This is a genomic window from Tardiphaga sp. GW822-FHT04G09 (assembly GCF_058800725.1).
Window position 1 is genome coordinate 1 of record NZ_JBXAMO010000003.1, and the last position, 21,826, is coordinate 21,826.

Annotated in this window: 17 protein-coding genes and 5 pseudogenes; 15 read left to right on the forward strand and 7 right to left on the reverse strand. The window is 60.4% G+C overall.

The window, feature by feature from the left end; translation table 11 throughout:
• From AC1RLZ_RS06755 to AC1RLZ_RS06765, 3 genes and pseudogenes are all read right to left on the reverse strand, one after another.
• Positions 1-235, reverse strand: a 235-nt coding sequence (locus AC1RLZ_RS06755) for a hypothetical protein (RefSeq protein WP_493188397.1), incomplete at its 3' end; no start/stop codon positions are given.
• A 121-nt stretch (positions 236-356) separates the two neighbouring features.
• Positions 357-1,002, reverse strand: a pseudogene (locus tag AC1RLZ_RS06760) (IS630 family transposase); the annotation flags it as partial.
• A 170-nt stretch (positions 1,003-1,172) separates the two neighbouring features.
• Positions 1,173-2,873: an IlvD/Edd family dehydratase gene (locus tag AC1RLZ_RS06765; RefSeq protein WP_493188012.1), complete on the reverse strand. Its 1,701-nt coding sequence runs from the start codon at positions 2,871-2,873 to the stop codon at positions 1,173-1,175.
• A gap of 195 nt (positions 2,874-3,068) precedes the next feature.
• On the opposite strand from AC1RLZ_RS06765, the gene AC1RLZ_RS06770 reads away from it, so the two are divergent.
• From AC1RLZ_RS06770 to AC1RLZ_RS06800, 7 genes and pseudogenes are all read left to right on the forward strand, one after another.
• Positions 3,069-4,352, forward strand: coding sequence for an ABC transporter substrate-binding protein (locus AC1RLZ_RS06770; RefSeq protein WP_493188013.1), 1,284 nt, complete (start codon positions 3,069-3,071; stop codon positions 4,350-4,352).
• A gap of 9 nt (positions 4,353-4,361) precedes the next feature.
• Positions 4,362-5,312: a carbohydrate ABC transporter permease gene (locus AC1RLZ_RS06775; RefSeq protein ID WP_493188014.1), complete on the forward strand. Its 951-nt coding sequence runs from the start codon at positions 4,362-4,364 to the stop codon at positions 5,310-5,312.
• 11 nt (positions 5,313-5,323) lie between these two features.
• Positions 5,324-6,166 carry a carbohydrate ABC transporter permease gene (locus AC1RLZ_RS06780; protein ID WP_493188385.1) on the forward strand — a complete coding sequence of 281 codons (843 nt, stop codon included), beginning with the start codon at positions 5,324-5,326 and terminating at the stop codon, positions 6,164-6,166.
• 9 nt (positions 6,167-6,175) lie between these two features.
• On the forward strand, positions 6,176-7,312 hold the full coding sequence (locus tag AC1RLZ_RS06785) for an ABC transporter ATP-binding protein (protein ID WP_493188015.1): 1,137 nt from the start codon (positions 6,176-6,178) through the stop codon (positions 7,310-7,312).
• Positions 7,309-8,328: a Gfo/Idh/MocA family protein gene (locus AC1RLZ_RS06790; protein WP_493188016.1), complete on the forward strand. Its 1,020-nt coding sequence runs from the start codon at positions 7,309-7,311 to the stop codon at positions 8,326-8,328. Before AC1RLZ_RS06785 ends, AC1RLZ_RS06790 begins: the two co-directional genes overlap by 4 nt.
• A complete protein-coding gene (locus tag AC1RLZ_RS06795; RefSeq protein WP_493188017.1) occupies positions 8,325-9,008 on the forward strand; it encodes a GntR family transcriptional regulator in 684 nt (227 codons plus the stop codon). The genes AC1RLZ_RS06790 and AC1RLZ_RS06795 overlap by 4 nt, the downstream gene beginning before the upstream one ends.
• Positions 9,009-9,054: 46 nt before the next feature.
• Positions 9,055-9,810: pseudogene (locus AC1RLZ_RS06800) on the forward strand (SDR family oxidoreductase); the annotation flags it as partial.
• On the opposite strand, the pseudogene AC1RLZ_RS06805 reads toward AC1RLZ_RS06800, so the two are convergent.
• Both AC1RLZ_RS06805 and AC1RLZ_RS06810 read right to left on the reverse strand, forming a co-directional pair.
• Positions 9,804-10,298 (reverse strand): annotated as a pseudogene (locus AC1RLZ_RS06805) (sigma-70 family RNA polymerase sigma factor); the annotation flags it as partial. The pseudogenes AC1RLZ_RS06800 and AC1RLZ_RS06805 overlap by 7 nt on opposite strands.
• Positions 10,299-10,410: 112 nt before the next feature.
• Entirely contained in the window at positions 10,411-10,866 is a 456-nt protein-coding gene (locus AC1RLZ_RS06810; RefSeq protein WP_493188386.1) for an Hsp20 family protein, read from the reverse strand.
• Between the two features lie 238 nt (positions 10,867-11,104).
• Here AC1RLZ_RS06810 and AC1RLZ_RS06815 point away from each other — a divergent pair, with 238 nt between their 5' ends.
• The 7 genes and pseudogenes from AC1RLZ_RS06815 to AC1RLZ_RS06845 all read left to right on the forward strand — a co-directional run bounded on the left by AC1RLZ_RS06815 (position 11,105) and on the right by AC1RLZ_RS06845 (position 18,231).
• Positions 11,105-11,431: a hypothetical protein gene (locus AC1RLZ_RS06815; protein WP_493188018.1), complete on the forward strand. Its 327-nt coding sequence runs from the start codon at positions 11,105-11,107 to the stop codon at positions 11,429-11,431.
• A 232-nt stretch (positions 11,432-11,663) separates the two neighbouring features.
• Positions 11,664-11,980: pseudogene (gene groEL / locus AC1RLZ_RS06820) on the forward strand (chaperonin GroEL); the annotation flags it as partial.
• 609 nt (positions 11,981-12,589) lie between these two features.
• A complete protein-coding gene (hspB, locus tag AC1RLZ_RS06825) occupies positions 12,590-13,051 on the forward strand; it encodes a small heat shock protein HspB (protein ID WP_493188019.1) in 462 nt (153 codons plus the stop codon).
• 77 nt (positions 13,052-13,128) lie between these two features.
• A complete protein-coding gene (locus AC1RLZ_RS06830) occupies positions 13,129-13,629 on the forward strand; it encodes an Hsp20/alpha crystallin family protein (protein ID WP_493188020.1) in 501 nt (166 codons plus the stop codon).
• Between the two features lie 117 nt (positions 13,630-13,746).
• Positions 13,747-14,088, forward strand: a pseudogene (locus AC1RLZ_RS06835) (trypsin-like peptidase domain-containing protein); the annotation flags it as partial.
• Positions 14,089-14,512: 424 nt separating this feature from the next.
• Positions 14,513-15,541, forward strand: coding sequence for an ABC transporter substrate-binding protein (locus AC1RLZ_RS06840; RefSeq protein WP_493188021.1), 1,029 nt, complete (start codon positions 14,513-14,515; stop codon positions 15,539-15,541).
• Complete coding sequence (locus AC1RLZ_RS06845; protein ID WP_493188022.1) at positions 15,538-18,231, forward strand: sensor histidine kinase; 2,694 nt, start codon at positions 15,538-15,540, stop codon at positions 18,229-18,231. Before AC1RLZ_RS06840 ends, AC1RLZ_RS06845 begins: the two co-directional genes overlap by 4 nt.
• On the opposite strand, the gene AC1RLZ_RS06850 is transcribed toward AC1RLZ_RS06845, so the two are convergent.
• Positions 18,228-18,968, reverse strand: a complete 741-nt coding sequence (locus AC1RLZ_RS06850) for a response regulator (protein ID WP_371420789.1) — start codon at positions 18,966-18,968, stop codon at positions 18,228-18,230. The two genes, AC1RLZ_RS06845 and AC1RLZ_RS06850, sit on opposite strands and share 4 nt — an antisense overlap.
• Before the next feature lie 77 nt (positions 18,969-19,045).
• Positions 19,046-20,755: a ShlB/FhaC/HecB family hemolysin secretion/activation protein gene (locus tag AC1RLZ_RS06855; RefSeq protein WP_493188023.1), complete on the reverse strand. Its 1,710-nt coding sequence runs from the start codon at positions 20,753-20,755 to the stop codon at positions 19,046-19,048.
• Positions 20,756-21,080: 325 nt separating this feature from the next.
• Between AC1RLZ_RS06855 and AC1RLZ_RS06860 the strand changes: the two genes are divergently transcribed.
• Positions 21,081-21,797 carry a hypothetical protein gene (locus tag AC1RLZ_RS06860; protein ID WP_493188024.1) on the forward strand — a complete coding sequence of 239 codons (717 nt, stop codon included), beginning with the start codon at positions 21,081-21,083 and terminating at the stop codon, positions 21,795-21,797.
• Positions 21,798-21,826: the final 29 nt, after the last annotated feature.

Genomic DNA, 21,826 nt, shown 5'->3' on the forward strand with positions numbered 1-21,826 from the left:
ACGAACCTCGCACTTCGCTGGCTTCATCCACCTCGCCGCAGCAATGATCTGGAACCAATGAATGTCGATCGGCCCTAAGGCTGGCGGGCTGCGCGCCGTCCCGGCTGGAGTGACCGGACTTGTTGAATGCATACCGGAGCGGGACAGCCGACTGGAATGACGGCGAGCGGCTGTCGGAAACCTTGATCTGGGTCGACCTGATCGATCCGACCGATACAGAGAAAAGGGTGGTCAAACGCGTCCTGGAAATCAGGATCCTCGACGAGGCCAATCGACAATGTTACATGTCGGTGATACACAAGGCTCAAATGCGGTGGTCGTAAGTCTCTGTTTTTATTGCGATTGATGGTGGCTGGGGTCGTACCATGCCGCACATAGCTGTGCGTACGACGCTCCGGTATGCTGGGCATCATCGGCAAGACCGGCTGCTCGCGATCGAGTGCCTGAATCTGGCTTTTCTCATCGATGCTGAGGACAAGGGCTCGGTGGGGATAGGTAAAGGCCGACGATGTCGCGTACCTTATCGACGAACAGCGGATCGCTCGACAGCTTGAATGTCTGGCTACGGTGCGGCTGCAAGCCGAACGCCGCCCACATTCGGCGGATCGTGGTGTGGGAAAAGCCTGTTTCCGCAGCCATCGAGCGGATCGACCAGTGCGTCGCATCGGCTGGCGTCGTCCGCAACGTCCGCTCGATCACCGCGGCAACCTGATCGTCGTTGATGGTTCGAGGTCGGCCAGGGCGTGCCTCGTCAAGCAGGCCATCACAGCGGTCCTTCAGAAATCGGCGACGCCACTTGCCAACGGTGTGTTCGTGGAGGCCGAGTTCGGCAGCCACAGACTTGCTTGGCAATCCATCCGCGCATCGCAGGATCGCGCGGCATCGCTCAGATAGCGACCGGGCAGCGCGATGACGACGAACTTGCCTCTCCAAGTACGCCCGCTCCTGCGGACTAAGCACCAACGGCGCGATCGGCCGGCCTCGCTCACCTGCATTAGCCACGAGCTCTCTCCTCTGTAGAGATTCGAGCTATCAACTAATGTGCCGAACTTCCGTTCCAGATGACTAGGCCGGGTACTCATAAATCGAGGTTCGCGAGCAAGATCAGCCCATTTCCGCTATGCGGCGCAAAGCGGACATCGCCTATCGCTATCGTGGAATAAGATGATCAATCAGTTTTTCTTCGCGATCATGAAATCGAAGTCGCAGCCTTCGTCGGCTTGGGTCACCGTCTGTTGAAACAGGCGAGCGTATCCGCGGTCAGGCAGATTTGCATGAACCGTTGCCTGCATTGCGCGGCGCCTGTCGAGTTCGGCTTCATCGACAAGCAGATTGATCGACCGGTCACCGACGTCCAGTTCGATTTGATCACCGTTGCGTACTAGCCCGAGCGGACCGCCGACGGCCGATTCCGGCGTGATGTGCAGCACGATTGTGCCGAATGCAGTGCCGCTCATGCGGGCATCTGAAATGCGCACCATGTCCTTCACGCCTTGTCGGCCGAGCTTTTTGGGGATGGGCAGGTAGCCCGCTTCCGGCATGCCGGGAGCGCCTTTGGGGCCGGTGTTCAACAATACCAGAACGTCGTCGGCCGTTACATCGAGATCGGGATCGTCGATCCTCAAGGCCATGTCCTCGACCGAAGTGAATACCACCGCACGCCCGGTATGCTGCAGCAGCCGGGGCGTTGCGGCCGAGCGTTTGATGATCGCACCGCCTGGTGCGAGGTTGCCGTAGAGCACGGCCATGGAGCCTTCGGCCTTGATCGGATTGTCGCGAGAACGGATGACGTCCTGCCCCGGAACGATCTCAGCTTGGGCGGCGATTTCGCCCAGCGTCTTGCCTGCGATGGTCGGTGCATTGCCGTCGATGAGATCGCCAAGTTCGGCGAGCAACTTGGGCACGCCACCAGCGTGATGGAAATGCTCCATGTAGTGAGCGCCTGACGGTTTCAGATCGATCAGCACGGGCGCAATGCGGCCGATCTCGTCGAGCATGTCGAGGTCGTAACCATACGGTGTTCGGTTGGCGATGGCGGTGAGATGAATGATGCCGTTGGTAGAGCCGCCGATCGCCTGCATGACGACGGTGGCGTTACGGAAAGCCGCCGGCGTCAGCAATTCCGAGGGACGTGGCCCGCCGCTGACCGCCATTTCGGCGGCGCGCTTGCCGCTTGCTTCGGCGAGACGGAAACGTTCGGCGTGCGGGGCAGGGATGGTCGCGCTCATCGGCAGCGACAGGCCCAGCACTTCCGTGATGCAGGCCATCGTACTGGCGGTGCCCATCACCATGCAGGTGCCGACGGAGGGCGCGAGGCGTTCGTTGACTATCTCGATTTCCTCGGCGTCGATCTCGCCGGCGCGGTGCGCGCTCCAGAGGCGGCGACAATCCGTACAGGCGCCGAGCACCTCGCCCTTGTGATGACCGACGACCATGGGCCCGACAGGGATCACCACCGTTGGCAGATTGACGGATGCCGCGGCCATAATCTGGGCCGGCAGCGTCTTGTCACAGCCGCCGATGACCACGATGGCGTCCATCGGCTGCGCGCGGATCATCTCCTCGGTGTCCATGGCCATCAGGTTGCGCAGGAACATCGAGGTGGGATGCGCAAAACTTTCGTGGATCGAGATGGTCGGGAACACCATGGGCATCGCGCCGGCCAGCATCACGCCGCGCTTCACCGCCTCGATGATGGCAGGGACGTTACCGTGGCACGGATTGTAGTCGCTGTAGGTGTTGGTGATTCCGACGATCGGGCGCTCCAGCGCATCGTCGGAATAGCCCATGGCCTTGATGAACGCCTTACGCAGAAATAGCGCAAATCCCGCGTCGCCATAGTTGGTCAACCCTTTGCGAAGCCCTTTGGACATGTCGTTTCCCCTGCGGCCACCAAAGCCGATTTTCTTCGTTACATCGCTGGCGCCGTTCCGATTGTCAATAATCAGAGGGGGATTCGCGGGTATAAATTGCTTATGTGGCCATTTTTGATATTTATTATTGACAATGTCGCTGGACCTATTCCATGGTCCGGCCCAATAAAAAACAGACATCCGGAGGAGATCACCATGACGGCAAGGAGAATTGGGCTGGCTGCGGTTGTCGCGGCGGCCACCATCGCGAGCGCTGCTCCCGCTTTTGCGCAGGCCACGCAGATCACGATGTGGAGCAACTGGCCCGACGAGCCTGCCAAGAAGGATTGGGTCACGACGCGGGTGAAGGACTTCGAGGCTGCGAACAAGCAGTGCTCGGTCAAGCTCAGCTTCATCCCGAAGGCGGATCTCTACACCCAGGCCAAATCGGCGGTGCGGACCGGGCAGGCGCCCGACATTTTCTACATGGAGCCGGATCAGCCGGAATTTCTCGCCGGAGGCTTCCTTGAGCCGCTGGATAGCTATGTCGATCTGGCGCAATACGAGGACTGGTCGAAACCGGCCTGGACATCGAAGGGCAAGGTCTACGGCCTGCCGGTCGAGGCCTATACGGTCGAGCTTTACTACAACAAGGACGCGGTCAAGAAGGTCGGCGTGGATGTACCGGCGTCCTTCCAGCTAACGCAGGAGCAGTTCACCGATCTGGTGAAGAAGGGTGTTGCCTCCGGCATCACCCCGGTGTCGCAGGGCGTCGGCGATCGTCCGTTCCCGGGTGGCTTGCTTCTTTTCGAGTCGCTGCTGCGCAAGCTCGGTACCGAGGACTATGGCAAGCTGCTCAATGGCGGGCTGTCGTTCAAGGATCCGCGCGTCGTTGAAGTCATGACGTGGATGAAGGGGCTGGTCGATGCCGGTGCCTATCCGAAGAGTTTTTCCACGCTGAAGCTCGGTGAGTCCCACTTCTATTTCTATAACACGCCGGGCGCGCTGACCTTCCCGGATCCGAGCTGGTTCACGGGCCGCGCCTTTGCGCCACCGGAAGGTGGTGGCATGCCGGCCAATTTCCCGCTCGGCATCATGCAGTTTCCGGCAATGGACAAGGGCGCTTGTCCGGACTGCAAGACGCTCGCCGTCGCCGGCAGCTTCGTGATGTATTCGAAGAGCAAGAACAAGGATTGCGCCGGCGCGCTGATGAAATCCATGGCCACCGTCGAGAACGGCACCAAGTGGATGGAGCAGGTCTCGCTGCAGACCGGCCTGAAATCCGATCCGGCCAAGATCAACAGCCCGCGCAAGGACTACTTTGCGGAGCTCAACGCACGCAACAAGAACGTCAAATACTTCTTCGGCACGCCGCTGCTGTATTACCGCGCCAAGTGTGCAGAGACCTACACCCAGGTGATGAACAACGCTTTTCCGGCTGGCCTCCTGAGCGTTCAGGAAGCCGCGGAGAAGATGGACAGCGCCTGCTTCAAGAGCTGAGTGGTAACAATGACATCGATCAGTATTCCATCCGTTGCCGAGGAGGGGGCTCAGCACGCAGCCCCCTCGCTGGCTGATCCGCGCCGGGCAAGCTGGTGGGTGCTGACCGTCTTTCTGGCGCCGGCCTTGGCGGTGTATGTCGGACTGACCGCCTATCCGGCGTTTCGAACCTTCTACGACAGCTTCTTCACCATCGAAGGTCTCGATGCGACCTTTGTCGGCCTGGATAACTATCGCGCGCTGATGTCCGACGAGACATTCTGGGTGTCGGTGCGGAACACGTTCATCTGGTCGTTTATTGCGCCCGTGCTCGACGTCGTGACAGGCCTGCTGCTCGCACTGGCGCTGTATGCAGGTGTGCCTGCTGCACGCTTCCTGCGGGTCGCGTGGTTCACTCCGGTTCTTCTGTCTTACGTCGTCGTCGCCATCCTGTGGATGTGGATATTCAACTACGATTGGGGAATCCTCAATGCGACGCTGCGCGCCGTCGGACTTGAGGCATTGGCGTCGTCCTGGCTTGGTGATCCGAATTTAGCGCTCGGCGCACTCATCGTGACCCATGCCTGGAAATGGGCTGGCTTCAACATGGTGGTTTGTCTCGCTGCGATCCATTCGCTGCCGCGCGAGGTGCTGGAAGCCTCCGAACTCGACAATTGCGGCTGGGGCGCCAAGCTGCGCTACGTCATCGTGCCGATGCTACGGCCGACCTTGCTGAACCTCTATATCCTCGCCTTCATCGGCAAGATGAAGATCTTCGACCTGGTCTGGATCATGACCCAGGGCGGCCCGCTATGGGCGACCGAAACCGTATCCACCTACGTCTACAAGCGCGCTTTCAACTGGAACACCTTTGATCTCGGCTATCCATCCGCCATCGCGTCGGTGTGGTTCGTGGTGGTCTGCGCCGCTGTCATCATCCTCAATCGCCTTCTGGCGACTCGTGAACGTCTGGAGTACTGATCGTGGCTGCCATGCTTGCGGAGCGCGCGCCGTTGCCACGCTTCTTCAGCCGCGGAGCGCTTGCTCTCGTGCTGGGCCTCTACACCATCTACACGCTGGGCCCGTTCTTATGGCTGGCAACGATGTCGGTACGGACCACCGCCGAAATCAGCGCCGACCATTATGCGTGGCCGAAAGTGTTCCATTGGGAGCAGTTCCGGATCGCCTGGGTTGATTCTGATTTTGCGACCTATTTCTGGAATTCGACGATCGTGGTGGTGGGCGCTGTCGCCGTGGTGACTCTGCTCGGCGCGGCAGCGGCGCATGCGCTCGCGCGCTATCGTTTCCGCGGCAACCGGCTGGTCTACGGAATCCTGTTCTCGTCGATCATTTTCCCGCCGCAGATCACCCTGATCTCGCTGTACCAGATCCTGGTTGACTACAATCTCTACAACAGCCTGCTCGGGCTCGCGCTGGTCTATGTGTCGCTGCAGCTGCCGCTGACAGTCTACCTTCTGGAAGGGTTCTTTGCGCGCATTCCGCAGGATCTGTTCGACGCCGCCAAGATCGATGGCTACGGCGATCTCGAAATTTTCCGACGCATCGTGCTGCCCATCGGCATGCCGGCGATTGCCACCACGCTGATCCTGAACTTCATCCAGCTCTGGAACGAGTTTCTGTTTGCCGTCGTGCTGATCACCGATCCCGACAAGCGCACGCTGCCGGTCGGAATTCGCGCCTTCATGGGCGATCATTTCCAGGACATCGGCATGATCGCCACCGGCGTCATGATCTCCGTCATTCCGGTGATCATTGTGTACATTTTCTTCTCCGAGAAACTCATTCGCGGCATGACTGCCGGCGCAATCAAGTAAGAGGCAGCCATGGCCGTTGTTACCCTCGACAAACTCTCCAAACAATATGGGCCGACCGGTCCGGTGGTGGTCGACAAGGTCGATCTTCATATCGGCGACGGCGAATTCATGGTTCTGCTCGGGCCCTCAGGCTGCGGCAAGTCGACGACACTGCGCATGATCGCGGGCCTGGAAGAGATCAGCTCCGGCAAGCTCTCGATCGGCGATCGCGTGGTCAATCAGGTGCCGGCCAAGGACCGCGACATCGCGATGGTGTTTCAATCCTATGCGCTCTATCCGCATATGAGCGTTGCGGACAATCTCGCCTTCGGTCTGCGCCGGCGCAATTTCGCCGCTGCCGAGATTGAACGCCGGGTGCAGGATGCGGCGAATATCCTCGGTCTGACGCCGCTGCTAACGCGCAAGCCCAGCGCGCTGTCCGGCGGACAGCGCCAGCGTGTCGCACTCGGGCGCGCCATGGTGCGCGAGCCGATGGTGTTCCTATTCGACGAACCGCTGTCCAACCTCGACGCTGCGCTACGCGTCAATACCCGCAGCGAGATCATCAAGCAGCACAAGCGGCTGGGATCGACGATGATCTACGTGACCCACGACCAGGTCGAGGCCATGACCATGGGAACGCGGATCTGCGTCATGAATGCCGGTCGCGTCGCCCAGATCGGCGCGCCGCTCGACGTCTATTGGGAGCCGGCGGACACATTCGTCGCACGGTTCCTGGGATCGCCGCCGATGAATCTGGCGACGGCCGCCGTTGTTGCCGTGGATGACAGTCATGTGGCACGCAGCCCGAGCGTCGAGACCGCGCTCACGCGCTGGTCGCCTCAGGTGTTGGGCAAACTGGCGGACCAGAAGGTAACCATCGGCGTGCGCGCCGAGGATTTGCATATCAACAAGGCGGCGCTGGGCGGCGAGCCTGCGGGCCATGTGCGGGGGCGCACGATCGCGGTGGAGCCGCTGGGCGCGGAAACCTTGCTGTTGGTCGAAATCGAACCCGGCGTGGAGTGGACGGCGCGGTTGCCGCGTCACGTACCCGTTGCCATCGACGAGACCGTCGATCTGTATTTCCCGGCCAATGCGGTCTTCGTGTTCGACGCAATGACGGGCCGGGCCATCATCGGCGAGAAGCGTCGGGATATCAGGCGATGAGCAAGCCGTTGCGGATCGGATTGATTGGTGCGGGGTGGGTCACGCAATATCATCTGCAGGCTTGGCAGAAGCTCGCGGGACGTGCTGCGGTCGTCGCGATCGCCGATCCCTCGTCGGAGAAAGCTACAGTGCGCGCCGGGGAATTCAACATCGGGCAATGCTTCTCGCGCGCGGAAGACATGCTGGCGGAGTGTGAACTCGATGCGGTCGATATCGCTGCGCCGCGAGCTTTCCATGCGCCTTTGGTGCGCCTCGTCGCCGATCGCGGTCTGCCGGTGCTTTGCCAGAAACCGCTCGCCCCGACACTCACAGAAGCCGAGGCCCTGGCTCGTGACGTCGACGGCCGCATCCGGCTGATGGTGCATGAGAACTGGCGCTTTCGTGCGTATTATCGCGATGCTGCATCCTGGATCAGGGACGGCCGTATCGGCGCAGTGACGGCTGCGCGCCTGACGCTGCTGACATCGGGCACGATTCCGGATGCAAACGGTCAATATCCTGCGATCGAGCGCCAGCCGTTCATGCGCGGCGAGTCCCGCATGTTGGTGGCTGAAGTGCTCATCCACCATCTCGATACTTTGCGCATGTTGCTGGGCCCGCTGGATGTGATCGCGGCGACGCTGACCCAAACATGTCCGGATATTGCTGGTGAAGACGGTGCCGTGATCCAGATGCGATCTCGCAGCGGCGCGGGTGTATCGTTGTTCGCGAGCTTTGCAGCTTATGGTGCGCCGATATCGCAGGCCGACCAACTCGAAATCCTTGGCACGATCGGTACGATCCGGCTCGATGGCACGCAATTGAAGCTGACAGGCGCACAAAGCGAGATCCGCGCCTACGATCTCGCTGCGACCTATCAGGGGTCCTATGATGCGACCATCGCGCATTTCCTCGATGCGCTGCAAAGCGGCGCGCCGTTCGAGACCTCTCCCGCGGATAATCTGCAAACCCTGCGACTTGTCGAGGATTGCTATCGGCTGTCAGGGCGCGAAGCATCTGGAGGCAATGCCAGATGACCGTCACCAAAATAGCGTCGCGCGCCGATGAACAGGCCGAGATCATCCGGCGTGTCGAAGAGGATATCATCTTCGGCCGATTACCGCCGGGCGCGCGGCTGATCGAAGACAATCTGATGGAACGCTATGGCGCCTCGCGGCACTTCGTGCGTCAGGCACTGGTGCATCTCGAGCATACCGGCATCGTCCAGCGGGAGAAGAATGTCGGCGCGACGGTGCGTTCCTATTCGGCGGCCGAGGTGAAGCAGATCTACGAGGTGCGCGAGATGCTCACGCGCCAGGCCGCACTGATGATCCCATTGCCGGCCAAGGCGTCGTTGATCGTCGAACTCGAAGCCATTCAGGCAGAATATGTGCGGCATGCAGGGCGCGGCGATCTGCGCGGCATTCACGACACCAACGACGCGTTTCACATCGCTCTGTTTGCGGCATGCGGAAACCCGTATCTGGTGCAATCGTTGCAGGATTACATGGGCCTGACACTGCCCATGCGTGCCAAGAACCTTGCCGATCACGATGGGCTGCAGGTGTCGATCCAGCAGCACGATTTGATGATTTCACTCCTGCGTGGCCACGACAACTGGGCGCTGTCGCAGCTCTGCGTCGAGCACATGCATTCCAGCAAGGCCGATTACCTGCAACGCGTGGCCGAGCGCGACCCAAATCTAGGTCCGGACTGACAGGCCAACACGCAAATCGATTCCGCATCTCGACAAAGGACAGGACATGGATCTCGGACTTCAAGGCAAGGTCGCGCTCGTGCTAGGTGCCGGCGGCGGCCTTGGAAGCGCTATCGCCAAGACGCTGGCGAATGAAGGCGCGCGCGTCGCGCTCGCCGACATCGACGCGACCGCGCTTGATCGTGTCGTCGCGGAGATCAAGCAGGGTGGAGGCGACGCGATGGCCGTCGCTTTCGATCTGGCCGATCGTGCCGCGATGGATGCGCGCGTCAGTGCCATCGAGACGGCGTTCGGCCCGGTCGACATTCTTGTCAACAATACCGGTGGGCCGCCGCCGACGCCTGCTGCCGGGCAGGACCCGGCACTGTGGAGCAGGAGCTTCGAGCAGATGGTGCTGTCGGTTATCACGCTGACCGATCGCGTCCTGCCCGGCATGCGCGCCCGCAAATGGGGGCGTATCGTGACATCGACGTCGTCCGGCGTGGTATCGCCGATTCCCAATCTCGGCATTTCGAATGCACTGCGGCTGTCGCTCGTGGGCTGGTCGAAGACGCTGGCCCGCGAAGTCGGGCGTGACGGCATCACAGCCAATATCGTGCTTCCAGGCCGGGTTGCCACCAGTCGCATCCGTTTCCTGGACGAGCAGAAGGCAAAGCGTGAAAGCCGCTCCGTCGAGGACGTGTCTGCGGAGAGCACAGCGAGTATTCCTGCCGGCCGTTATGGCGAGCCACAAGAATATGCTGACGTGGTCGCCTTTCTCGCCAGCACCCGCGCATCCTACGTCAACGGCTCGGTCAAGCGATGCGCGATCATTGCGACATGGTCGGGCTGCATATCGGCTTCCTCGAGAGCCGCAATCTTGCTCTTCAAGCGACGCAGGTTGAAGAACAGCCGCTTTTGGGTCGAAGTAGCGCTGATGTGGACGATCGACCAGGACCGCAGAATGTAATCCTGGATCGTTGCCTTGATCCACCAGGTTGCGTAGGTCGCAAGCTTGAACCCTTTGGCCGGATCAAATCGTTTCACGGCTTGCATCAGGCCGATGTTGCCTTCCGAAATGACGTCGGCGATAGGCAGCCCATAGCCGCGATAGCGCATCGCCAACTTCGCGACCAGTCGGAGATGGCTGGTCACAAGATGATAGGCGGCGTCCGTGTCGCCGTCTTCGCGTAACCGCTTGGCGTAGGCGAGCTCCTCTTCAGGTTTGAGGAGCGGAAATTGCTTGATAGCGGTGAGATAATTTGTGAGGCCTTCTCCGCCGGCCAAGGCCGGAAGTGCGAAATGAGTCATCCCTGTCTCCTGACGATTTCGCGAGTGATCAGCACGCCATTCCAGACGTCACGCCAATCCGCGACGGTCGGAGCCATCGCGGAACGATTGCATAAAGCGATCGAAAAAGGCGTTAGGCGGCCTGCGCTTCAAGTTGCTCGACGTTTGAGCGTGGAGCAGCGTTGATCGCGATCTTTCGCGGCTTCATGGCCTCGGGAATCTCGCGGATCAGATTGATCTGCAGGAGGCCGTTCTCGAAAGTCGCGCTGGTCACCTGGACGTGGTCCGCGAGGTTGAACTGCCGCTTGAACGCGCGACCGGAAATGCCCTGGAAAAGGAAGTCACGCTTCTGTTCGCCTTTGCGGCCATCGACCGTCAGAACGTTCTGCTCTGCCGTCAGGGTGATCTCGTCGGGGGAAAAACCCGCTAGAGCAAGCGAGATAAGGTATCGGTCATCCCCGACCCGTTCGATATTGTATGGGGGAAAACTGTCCTCGTTGGCGCGCCGTGCTGCATCCATAAGGTCAACCAGGCGGTCGAAGCCAATGCTTGAGCGCCAGAGCGGGGCGAAGTCATAATTATTCTTCATAGCCAAATCCTCCAATGAGCAAGATGGGTATGAGCAGGCGCCGGACACCCCCGGCGTCCGCCTCACGTTGGACCCGACGTTTGGCGTCCAACGGTTCTAAAATAAAAAAAAATGGCAGAAAGTTTCAAGGGGGAGTCGCAAATTTTTTGGCTCCTGCCATGGCGATGTTCTTGACCTGCCGGCCGGCCGCTCTACATCGCTCGTCGCCGTCTTAACAGAAAGGAGTAAGGAGACGACCATGAAATCGAACCAGACACTCTTCGACATTCATGCAAACTCGATTCTGGCAGCGACCTACAGTGACCCGTCAGAAGTGCTGGCCGACCCGGTGCTGACAAGCCTTGAAAAGCGCTGCGTGCTGGCGGCATGGGCGTCGGACGCATTCGCCGTCGAGAATAATCCGTGGCTGAGGCAGCTTCCCGGTTCGTCCGCTGCTATCCCGGTGGGACGCATCCTGAGTGCTTTGAGAGACCTCGACGAGGAGGATGATCCTCCCCCGCTGAGCGGCGCACCGGCTGTGCGGCTTCCCATATTCGAAGAGCCCAAAGCGGCGGTCGGCTGTTAAGCTCGCGAAGATTCCTGGCGCTCGAGGGGCGATCAGCCTACTGCGATCGAGAACGTCTGGGCTCCTGTGGGTGCAGCGGGCTAACAGCGCTGCACTCGTTGGGTCTGGCGCAGCCAAGATTTCATGGAAAATGGCTGAGCTTCGACACTTCGCCGTCCGTTGAATGGCATGGCGCAGGGCTGGACGGCGAAGTACTTCGTTCCTTTGTGAACTCCCGCCTTGCTCTCTCCTGAAGGCGCTGGATGGCGTAACCACCTCGCACCCGAATCAAAAGGCTGGCGTCGACATCGTGCGTCGAGCCATCCAGGTAGCGGCCCGACAGATCGTCCAGAACGCGGGTGCGGACGGCTGCGGGAAAGCAGTAACTACAATTGCGGCTTCAATGCCGCGACCGGCCAGTACCAAGACCTGCTAGAGGCTGGCGTGGTGGTTCGTACCGCCCTGCAGGACGCCGCTTCGGTGGCCTCGCTGCTGATTACGACGGAGGCTCTCGTGGCTGACACGCCAAAGAAGGCGAATGTTTCGGCCTTACCCAAAATGGACTTCTGAGCGACGAGGGGAGCCTGGATTCAGATCTCGGGCTCCCCTCGAAGACAAAGGATTTCAATGAAACTTCCCTCGTTAGACAAGTTATGTCGAATTTATCAACCAGTGTCCGACCTCCACACGAAACGCGCATTTCGGGACCGATCCAGATACCAGGCGTCAGATCGTTTCTGATTAAGAGCGAACGCAAAGTGATTGAACATTGCGCCCGGCTTCTCAAGGCTAACGAGCTTGCGTCAGCAGACCGCCGCCGTTTGACCCGTTTGGTCGAACTGGTGGAAACGGAATTGCAACGTTTAGAGACCTGACTATCGAAACTCCCCGCAACACGCTTCGCAGCGTTCGGGGATCGAAGGATCCCCGTAACACCCGAACGCCGAGAGTCTGCCTCCAAGCTTGAGCGCTGCGAGGAGTGGCGCCTGCGGAAGGGGGGCGGCACCGTTGGCAGCTTCCCTAAAAATTTGGGGGCCTACTTGAAACCAGATCGGCCTTTTCTAATTTTTAGTTTGCCGCGAGGAGCGGTCCGGGCGCCATTTGAGGGCCCGGCGGAGACGGGCGCCTGAGGTGTCCGACGCCCGCTCGTACCCAATTTGCTCAATGGAGGATTTGGCTATGAGGACTAGCTACGATTTTGCCCCCCTTTGGCGGTCGACTATCGGCTTTGACCGTCTGTTTGATCTTGTCGACGCGGCGCAGCAGACCGGTACGGAGGACAATTATCCGCCGTGCAATGTCGAGCGCCTGAGTGACGACCGTTATCAGATCTCGCTGGCCGTCGCAGGGTTCTCCGCGGATGAGATCGCAATCACTGCCGAACAGAGCGTCCTGACGGTCGAAGGACACAAAGCAGATAAGCAACAGCGTGACTTCCTGTACCAGGGAATTTCCTCGCGGCCGTTCAAGCGCCAGTTCAATTTGGCCGACTACGTGCAGGTCAAAGGAGCCACGTTCGACAACGGCTTGTTACAGATCGACCTGGTCCGGGAGCTACCGGAGGCCATGAAGCCGCGCCGTATTTCGATCGCAGGCTCAGCGGGCCCCAATGTCCGGCAGATCGACGGCAAAGCAGCCTGAACGCGAAACTCACGTCAACGACTCGACTTCCTCGGCTCCTTCGCGGCGGAAGTCGCTCGAACTAAAGGAGAGACAAGATGGCTTTCAAAGATCTCATTCCCTGGAGCGGCACGGGACGCGAGGTCGGCGTTCATCGCGGAACCGACGCGAACCCCTTTCTTACGCTGCATCGTGAGATGAACCGCATGTTCGACGACGTATTTCGCGGTTTTGATCTTGCCCCATTCGGATCGACCCGGACGCTGAGCGCGCTGGGGTGGCCTCAGATCGACATCGATGAGACGGATAAGGAGGTGCGCATCACAGCTGAACTTCCTGGTCTCGACGAGAAGGACGTCAACCTCGAAATCGCTGACGGCGTCCTTTCTATCTCAGGCGAGAAGAAGTCGGAATCGGAAGACAAGGAGCGTCGATTCAGCGAGCGGTACTACGGCCGATTCGAGCGGCGCATACCGTTGCAGGACGTCGACGACGACAAGACCTCGGCCACATTCAAGAACGGGATACTCACCATAACGGTGCCCAAATCTGCCGAAGCAAAAAATGTCCGCCGGATCTCGATTAACAGCAATGGCTAACAGCAACGCCGTGGTCGGGCCTTTCGAGCGCCCGACCACGACAATTCTAAGAAACCTGCTGCAGCAATGTTCATTCGTTCATCGTCAAAGACAATTGAACGTCGGCTTAACCTTTGCATGCTCATCACGTGGTTGCCAGCGAACTTGGCCGATGCGCGCGGGGCCTACGCTCCAACGGTAGCCCCTGTCGTCAAGGAGACGACGCCTTCGGTTGTCAATATTTCGGTATACGCGCGCGTAAAACAGGATAATCCGCTCTACAACGATCCCGTCTTTCGGGAATTTTTTGATCTTCCCAAGCAGCTTAAAAAAGAGATGCAGGCCACCGGATCGGGCGTGATCGTCGACGCAGAACGCGGCTATGTGCTCACCGCCAATCACGTGGTGGCACAAATCTCAAAGGCGCAGGTCACGACCAACGATGGGCGAAAGGTCGATGCAAAACTGGTCGGACGAGAAGGCCAACTCTAAGCCCAGATGAGCCAGATCCTCCCTTAGAGAAACGCTCGGTCAGTCTCGAATGATTTGACGACGGACACCATCTAGGCCCCTCTCCCGTCGGGCGGCGACGTGAGATCATCCTCACCTGGCTCGCGGAAAAGGCGGAGCATTCCCTTGCCTGCAAAGAGAATGAAGCCGAGCGGATATTGCAGGCCATTATAGCCAGTTTCGGTGGCAAGCAGGCCCGGGCCGGAATGATCCTCGAACCTGTTGATAGACGGAGATAGGGGAGCGAGTCGCCCTGCCAAGAGCTCGGCGGCGAGCGAGCCCGACCTGCTTTGATCGCTCTCGCTCGGAGCGTCCATTTCGGATATTTGAGAAAGGCGAGTAGTGGGACGTCCGCTCCCGCGGTACAACGGCTCGCGGTTGTGGGAAATTCCTCATGCGAAAGACTATGGCGCTCGATCGACGAAGTGTTCTGGCGTTTGCTGCGATCCTAACCCTGCCGCGCCTGGCCGTCGCGCAGGTGGCGCCCGAGCGGCGGCGCGTCTCATTCCTGCTGAGCACCGCCCATGATGAGCCTATGACCGTTGCACGGCTGGCAGCGATGAAGGCCCGACTTGCCGAGCTTGGATGGGTCGATGGGCGTATGATCGCGTATGAAGCGCTGTCGTGTCTGAATGATCCGGTCCAACGCAAGGCGATAGCCAAGCAGATCGTGGCACGGACGCCGGATCTCATCGTCACGGGTGGCGTGCTCGACGCGCAGGCGATTCTCAGCGAGACCCAGACCATTCCGCTCGTCTTCTCGACGGCCGCGGATCCGGTCAGCAGCGGATTTGTGCAGAGCCTGGTGCGCCCGGGGGGAAATGCCACAGGCTTCATGACCAGCCATCCATCGATGGGCAGCAAATGGCTGGAAATCCTTTTGGAACTCGCGCCTCGCGTCAAGCGCGTCGGAGTGATTTTCAATCCGCTCTCCGCGCCGCGCAATGGCGACTACTATCTCGATCCGTTGAGGGAGATGGCGTCATCTTTCGGCGTTGACATCATCCCGCTTCCGATTTCGGAACCGGACAACATATCCGCACAGATTGCCCGGCTCGGCGGTGCACCGGCCGGCGGACTTGTCGTGACGCCCGATGCGTTCACCGTCCTCAACCGCAAGGCGATCGTATCCGCTGTAGCGGCGAATGCGGTCCCGGCGGTCTATTCCTATCACTTCTTCATGACCGAAGGTGGCCTGGTCTCCTACGGCTTCAAGTATGAATCGGCGGCGTCGGAGCGCTCGGAGCTGGTGGAGGCGATGGTCGAATATATGGACCTGATCTTGCGCGGCGCCAAGCCCGCGGAGTTGCCGGTGCGATCGCCGCGCACCTATCAGCTGATCATCAATCTCAAGACCGCGAAGTCACTGAACCTGACGGTGCCGCCGGTGCTGCTGGCCCGCGCGGACAAGATCATCGAATGAGCGCGATCGGCGCCGATCGCGATGCACGACCGCCGGTACGCGGCGGTCTGTTCCGCAAATATCTCGTTTCCCTTCTCGTGGTCGTTTCGGCAGCGCTGATCGCCAACAATGTGATCGATGCGATATTCTCCTATCGCGAGCAGCAGCGCCTGCTGATCGCCGTGCAACGCGAGCAGGCCAGTGCCGCGGCGGACAAGATCGATCAGTTTCTCAAGGAGATCGAGCGGCAGCTCGTCTGGTTGTCTCAGCTCTCGCTACAGATGCTTCCGCCAGAAGAGATGCGCGTCACCGGCATTCGTCTGCTACGCCTGACGCCGGCGATCTCCGAAATCGCCCAACTCGATCCGCAAGGTCGCGAGCAGCTACGGGTGTCGCGCTATGTGCGTGACACGGTGCGTAGCAATACGGATCTTTCGCAGTCCCCCGCATTCGTCGATGCGAGGGCACGCGGTATCTACTATGGACCGATTTTCTTCTTCCGAGAGACCGAGCCCTATATCACCGTTGCCGTGAGCGGCGCGGATGGCGGCGTGACTATCGCCGATGTTAATCTCCGCTTCATGTGGGATCTCGTCTCGCAGATCAAAGTCGGGAACGAGGGGAATGCCTTCGTTGTCGATACAAGGGGGCGTTTGATAGCCCATCCTGATCTCCGCCTTGTGCTGAAGAACACCGATCTGGCGGGGCTTCCACAGGTTGCCTCTGCGCTCGCGGGCAACGTCGACAGCGACGCGGGTTCCGTCGTCACCGATCTCGCGGGGAAGCGCGTTCTGTCCGTTCACACATCCATCGTGCCGATCGGCTGGAAGGTGTTCGTCGAACTGCCAACGCACGAAGCCTATGCGTCGCTTTACGCGTCGATGCTCAATTCGGCCCTGCTGCTGCTTGTCTCGCTGTTCTGCGCGTTTCTCGCGGCGCTGTTGCTCAGCCGCCGTATGGCCGATCCCATTCGTGCGCTGACGGAAGGCGCTGAACGCATCGGAAGTGGTGATCTCGATCAGAGACTCGTCATTCGGACGGGTGACGAGCTGCAGACCTTGGGCGAGCAGTTCAACCGGATGGCAGAGCGGTTGCGGGAGTCATATCTGACCCTTGAAGGACGGGTTGCGGCGCGGACGACCGAGCTCGCGCAGGCGCGCGATCAAGCGATCGAGGAACGGGCAGAAGCGCATCACGCGCGACAGGCGGCCGAACTGGCCAATGAAACCAAGTCGCGCTTCCTTGCGGTGGTCAGCCATGAACTGCGGACACCTCTCAACGGCGTGATGGGCGTGCTGCAACTGCTCGATAACAGCCACCTGGACGGGCGCCAGATTCGCTTGCTCACGGCAGCCAAGGTCTCGGGCGATACCCTGCTCGCACTGATCGAATCGATTCTCGACTATGCCCGCCTCGAAGCGGGCGCCGACAAGCTCGAATTACGCAATTTTCGCCTGGATCAACTGATCGAGGCAGATCTGGATCTGTTGAGGCGGGAGGCGGAGGCGAAGGGATTGACGCTGGGCCTGTCGATGCGGGGCGAGGTGGCCGCGGATGTCGCCGGCGATCCGATCAAGCTCAGTCGGCTGGTGCTCAACTTGCTCGGCAATGCCGTCAAATTCACCGCGCGGGGCGGTATCCAGGTCGATCTCGTATTCGATACGCCTGATGCCCCCGGTATGCTTCATCTGTCGGTCACGGATACGGGTATCGGAATCGCGCCAGACATTCAGGAGCGCATCTTCGAAGACTTCGTGCAGGCCGATAGCGATATCGAGCGTCGGTTCGGCGGCACGGGGCTTGGTCTTGCCATTTCCCGCCGGCTGGCGCGGCTGATGGCCGGCGATCTCTCGGTCCGCAGCGAACTCGGCAAGGGAAGCACGTTTACCCTGTCCATTCCCCTCGATCGGGCGCAACCGGTGCCGGCCGTTGTCGAGGTGAGACCTCCGGTAACGAAGCTGTCCGTGCTGCTCGTCGATGACGATCCGGTCAATCGCGACGTGGGGCATGCCCTCCTTGTTCGTCTCGGTCACGAACCTGTCGTGGCATCGAGTGGAGCCGTGGCCCTGGAGCTCGTTCGCTCGGGCGCCTTCGACGTCGTACTCATGGATGTGCATATGCCGGAGATGGACGGCATTGCCACGGCCAGGCTCATCCGCAGGCTGCAGCTTGATCGATCGCCACGGATTATCGCACTGACAGCCGACTTGTCGGATCGGACACAGGGACGGCTCACGGCCAGTGGCATCCACGCGCGCGTCAGCAAGCCGATCACGCTACAGGCGCTGCAATCAGCCTTGCAGGCGGGTGTCGACGATCAGCCAGGCACCCCGGTCGGGGCGTCCGAGCTCACCGCTGGTTCTCTCATCGATGACGACTTCTTCAACGATCAGGAAGAACTGTTGGGGGTGCCGCGGTTGCGTGGTCTGCGCACCATCTTCCTTGACACCTGCCTTCCGCTGACGCGGAGCATGGTGGAAGCGGCCGGGACGGGCGATCGGCATCACATGCAACGCCTGGCGCATCGGATCGGCAGTGCGGCCAGTGCGCTCGGTCTCGAGCGCCTGTTCTCCCAATGCAACGGGATCGAGGCCGATGCGGCGCGATTGCCGGCGGATGCGCTCGAAGCTGCTGCCGTGCAGTTGGAGGCAACCTGCCGTGAATCCATCGTTGCACTCAATGAACGGTTGCGAGAGCCCGAACGAGCTTAGCGCTTTGATTCGATCGTGAGTTTGTAACCTATGCCCGTCACGGTCGTGATCAGGGGCTGGTTGCTGCCGCTGGCGAGTTTGCGTCGGAGCCTGGCAACGAGGGCGTCGACAGTACGTATATCGACATCTGTCTGCCGATTGCTGACGACTTCGATCAGATACTCCCGGCTGAGCGGCCTGCCATCGGCACCGACCAGCGCTGCGAGCAGGTCGAATTCGGCGCGTGTGAGATGCACCAGCTCGCCGCCGAGTGTGGCCAGTTCGCGTCGCACGAGATCGATGATCCAGCGCCCGAATACGATCGTGGTGCCGGCGATCACGGCATCACGCTCGATCGCGCGTCGCCTGAGGACCGAGCGCGCGCGTGCGAGCAGGTCGCGCAGGTTAATCGGCTTCGTGACGTAGTGATCGCCGGCCAACTCAAGGCCAAGGATCCGATCAACTTCGGTATCGCGGCGCGTGACAAATATGATGCCGGCCTGGCTTACGCTCTGGATTTCCCTCGCGAGTTCGAACCCGTCGCCGTCCGGAAGCTGAACGTCGATGAAAACGAGCTCTGCACCGTTCTTCCTGATCTTCTGACGGCACTCAGCGCAATTTGCCGCTTCGGCAACGTCAAAGTTGTGATCGGTGAAGTAACCGGCCAGCATGGCCCGCGTTACGGGGTCGTCCTCGACGATCAGGAGCCTGTCGCGGCGCTGCGAATCCCGGTTAAATGAAGGGGCTGGCGCCGACATCTTGTGCTCCTGCCGTATCAATGGAATGGCATCTGATCGAAAGCAAGTGATCTGTCCGTTGTCGCCATTTCTGGAGTCTAGTAGCGGATCGAGCCACCGGCGAACACCATCCAGCCGTCGAGGCTGGAAGCGCTGGCGCGTCGTTCGCTCAGCTCCACGAAGCCGGACAGCGACGGGGCGTCGGGTGCCTGCGGCGCGAGCTGAAAGCGCATGCCGCCGCCATAGTTGTTCGCACGGATGACCGGGATCTCCAGGACGGTCGGCATTTCGTAGCGGCGCTCGCCGGTCGCTGCGAAGACGTAAGGCACGATTGCATGCGGTTCGGCGATGAACGGAAGCTGGGTGCTCCAGCCGAACTCTCCGCGTCCCACCCAGCCTGTATCGCCGGCGAGCGTGCCGGCGGCGAAGCCGGACAGCATGTTGGCGCCAATGATCGGAAACTGCTCGGATGTGAGCATCGGGCGACCGAACGATGTCTGTCCGGCAAGCCCAGCCGAGAGAAACAGGTTCTCGGGAAGCGTTTGCATGACATCGATGCGACCGTCGAGCTTGCTGAATTGCGCGTCCGCACCTTGCCGCGAGAGCGTGAGCAACGGCGTCGCATCGGCCATGGAGCGGGCTCCAAACGCATTGATGCCGTGAGAATAGGTCGCCGTATAGCTGAGGGTGGTTCCGCTTTCGCGTAATCGCAGGATGCCGTCGAGGCCGATACGTGGCACGCGCGTACGGTCAAGCGATAGCGGCGTGGCCGGTGTCGTAATCAGCGTGCTGACCTGTTCCTCCGTGAGATCAAATCGCGCATTGAAGCTCAGTTCGGTATCGCGGCGTTTGACGACATCGTAGGCGAGCTTCGCGCGCCCTTGCCGGAAAACACCCTGTGAAGCGAATATCGCATCGACCCGCGGGGTCGTGCGACCATCGGTGACGCCGAGTTCGAACCGCCAGCCTTCGATACCGAGTGGGACGGCGAGGTTTGCGCCGAGATAGCGACGCGTCGGATAGGGCGTCACGAAATCATTGTCGGGCAGGCCAGCGATGGAGACCGAGAGTTGTTCGCCAAATCCCGTCAGGTTGTTGAGCGAGAAGTATGTTGCCGCCTGCCATTCGCCAAAGGATTTGGGCATGCCGTTGTCGAGATAGAGGCTCGCCGAGACGGGCCTGTACCGGCCGCTGAGCACCAGGACAGAGCCGCCAACGGCTGAGCCGGCAGCAAAAGTGGCATTGAGAACAAGACCCGGTGTATCGCCGGCGATCAGCAATTGCCGTTCGAGTTCGTTCTGCGTGAGGCGCCGCTTGTTGAGTAATGGCGCCAGCACGGCTGCAACGCGAGTAGCCGATGTTCCGGACAGCGTGCTGGTGTCGAATTTCTCGATGTAGCCGTCAATCACGCGCAGCTTTACACGTGCGCGCCGGTCAAGTTCCTGGGGCAGGATGACGATGCGCACGAGCGGGTATCCGGCGCGCACATAGGCTTGCTGCAGCTTGTCGGCAAGGCCGAACAGATCTGCGACCGTGACGGACTTTCCCAGCAGCGCTGCCGCGGCTTCTTTCCTCGCGATGGCGATCTCGTCAAATTCGCCTTCGATGTCGATTCCGGTTAGGATAAATGTCAGATTTTTAGCGGCATCTGGCACAGCTGAGCCGGCGGCGATTTGCGGCAGGGTGATGCGCGTCGATGCGGGCGGCGTGGCAATGGTCGGTGGTTGTACGAGGCTCGGTGCGGGCGCGGGGGATTGAGCGAGCGCGCCGCCGCATGACGATGCCAGGGCGATTGCGATCAACGCCAAGGATTTCTTTGTCGAATGAATAGACATCAAGGCAGCCTCAGAACTTCCCACGTGCAGTGCGCATGCATCCGTCGGGCATGCGCAATCCGACGACCGGCATCGTCAGGCAACGGTGACGCGGCGCATATATGCATGGATAGTTTTGGCGTGCATCAACCATAACGGTCGTTGATGGGTGATGTGAACGTGCGTTCACAAGGTGTTCGAAACTGATTGCATCCAGCCCCTAATAAGACGCTGTTACCATGGGCATCGGCTGCGTGCGCGTAGCCCGGGGCGGTTCTGCGCATCAACCGATGCAACTGATCGCTTAGGAGTTGGGCAGGTGAGAGATCGTTTCGGTACTTCCATTCGTCGTGCTTCCATGTCGCATGCGTTCAAGCGCGCGATGGCGCGGCTGCTCCTCGTCGCAGCGATTGTCGCGGGCGTGGCCGATGTCTTGCCGGCCCGGGCGCAGCAGGAGGCGCCGAAGTATGAGGTCACCGGATTCCGCGACGCCCGCTTCGGCATGACTGAGGCGGAGGTGCGAGCCATCGTGACGAAGGCATTCAATCTCAAGCTGGCCGATATCACGAGCGGCGTGAACAGCGTCGAAGGCACGAATGTCATTACCGTCAATCTGCCGTCGCTCGATCCCGGCCCGGGCGCCGCGCGGGTCGCCTACATCTTTGGCAACAAGTCGAAGAAATTGATCCAGGTGAATGTCATCTGGGGCGAGGTGGCGTCTACGCCGGCGATCGATCCCAATGCGATGATCGCAGCGGGATCGCGGATCGAACGATACTTCGCGGGGTTCGCCTGGAAGAAGGACACCCTGCGTTCGGGCATCCCTGTTGGCGAAAACACCATCGTGCTGTTCGCCGGCGAGGACGAGAAGAAGGGGGCGGTCCGGCTGATTGCGGATGGTGTCAAGTATCAGATGCAGCGCGATGGCAACCAGACTACATCGCCGGATCCGAAGGGACCACCAAAGCTGATCATCAACTACATCGCTGAGCGTGACGATCCCGACATTGCGCGGATAGAGCGCGGCAAATTCTAGAGCGGACCGACGAGATAATTTCGGGAACG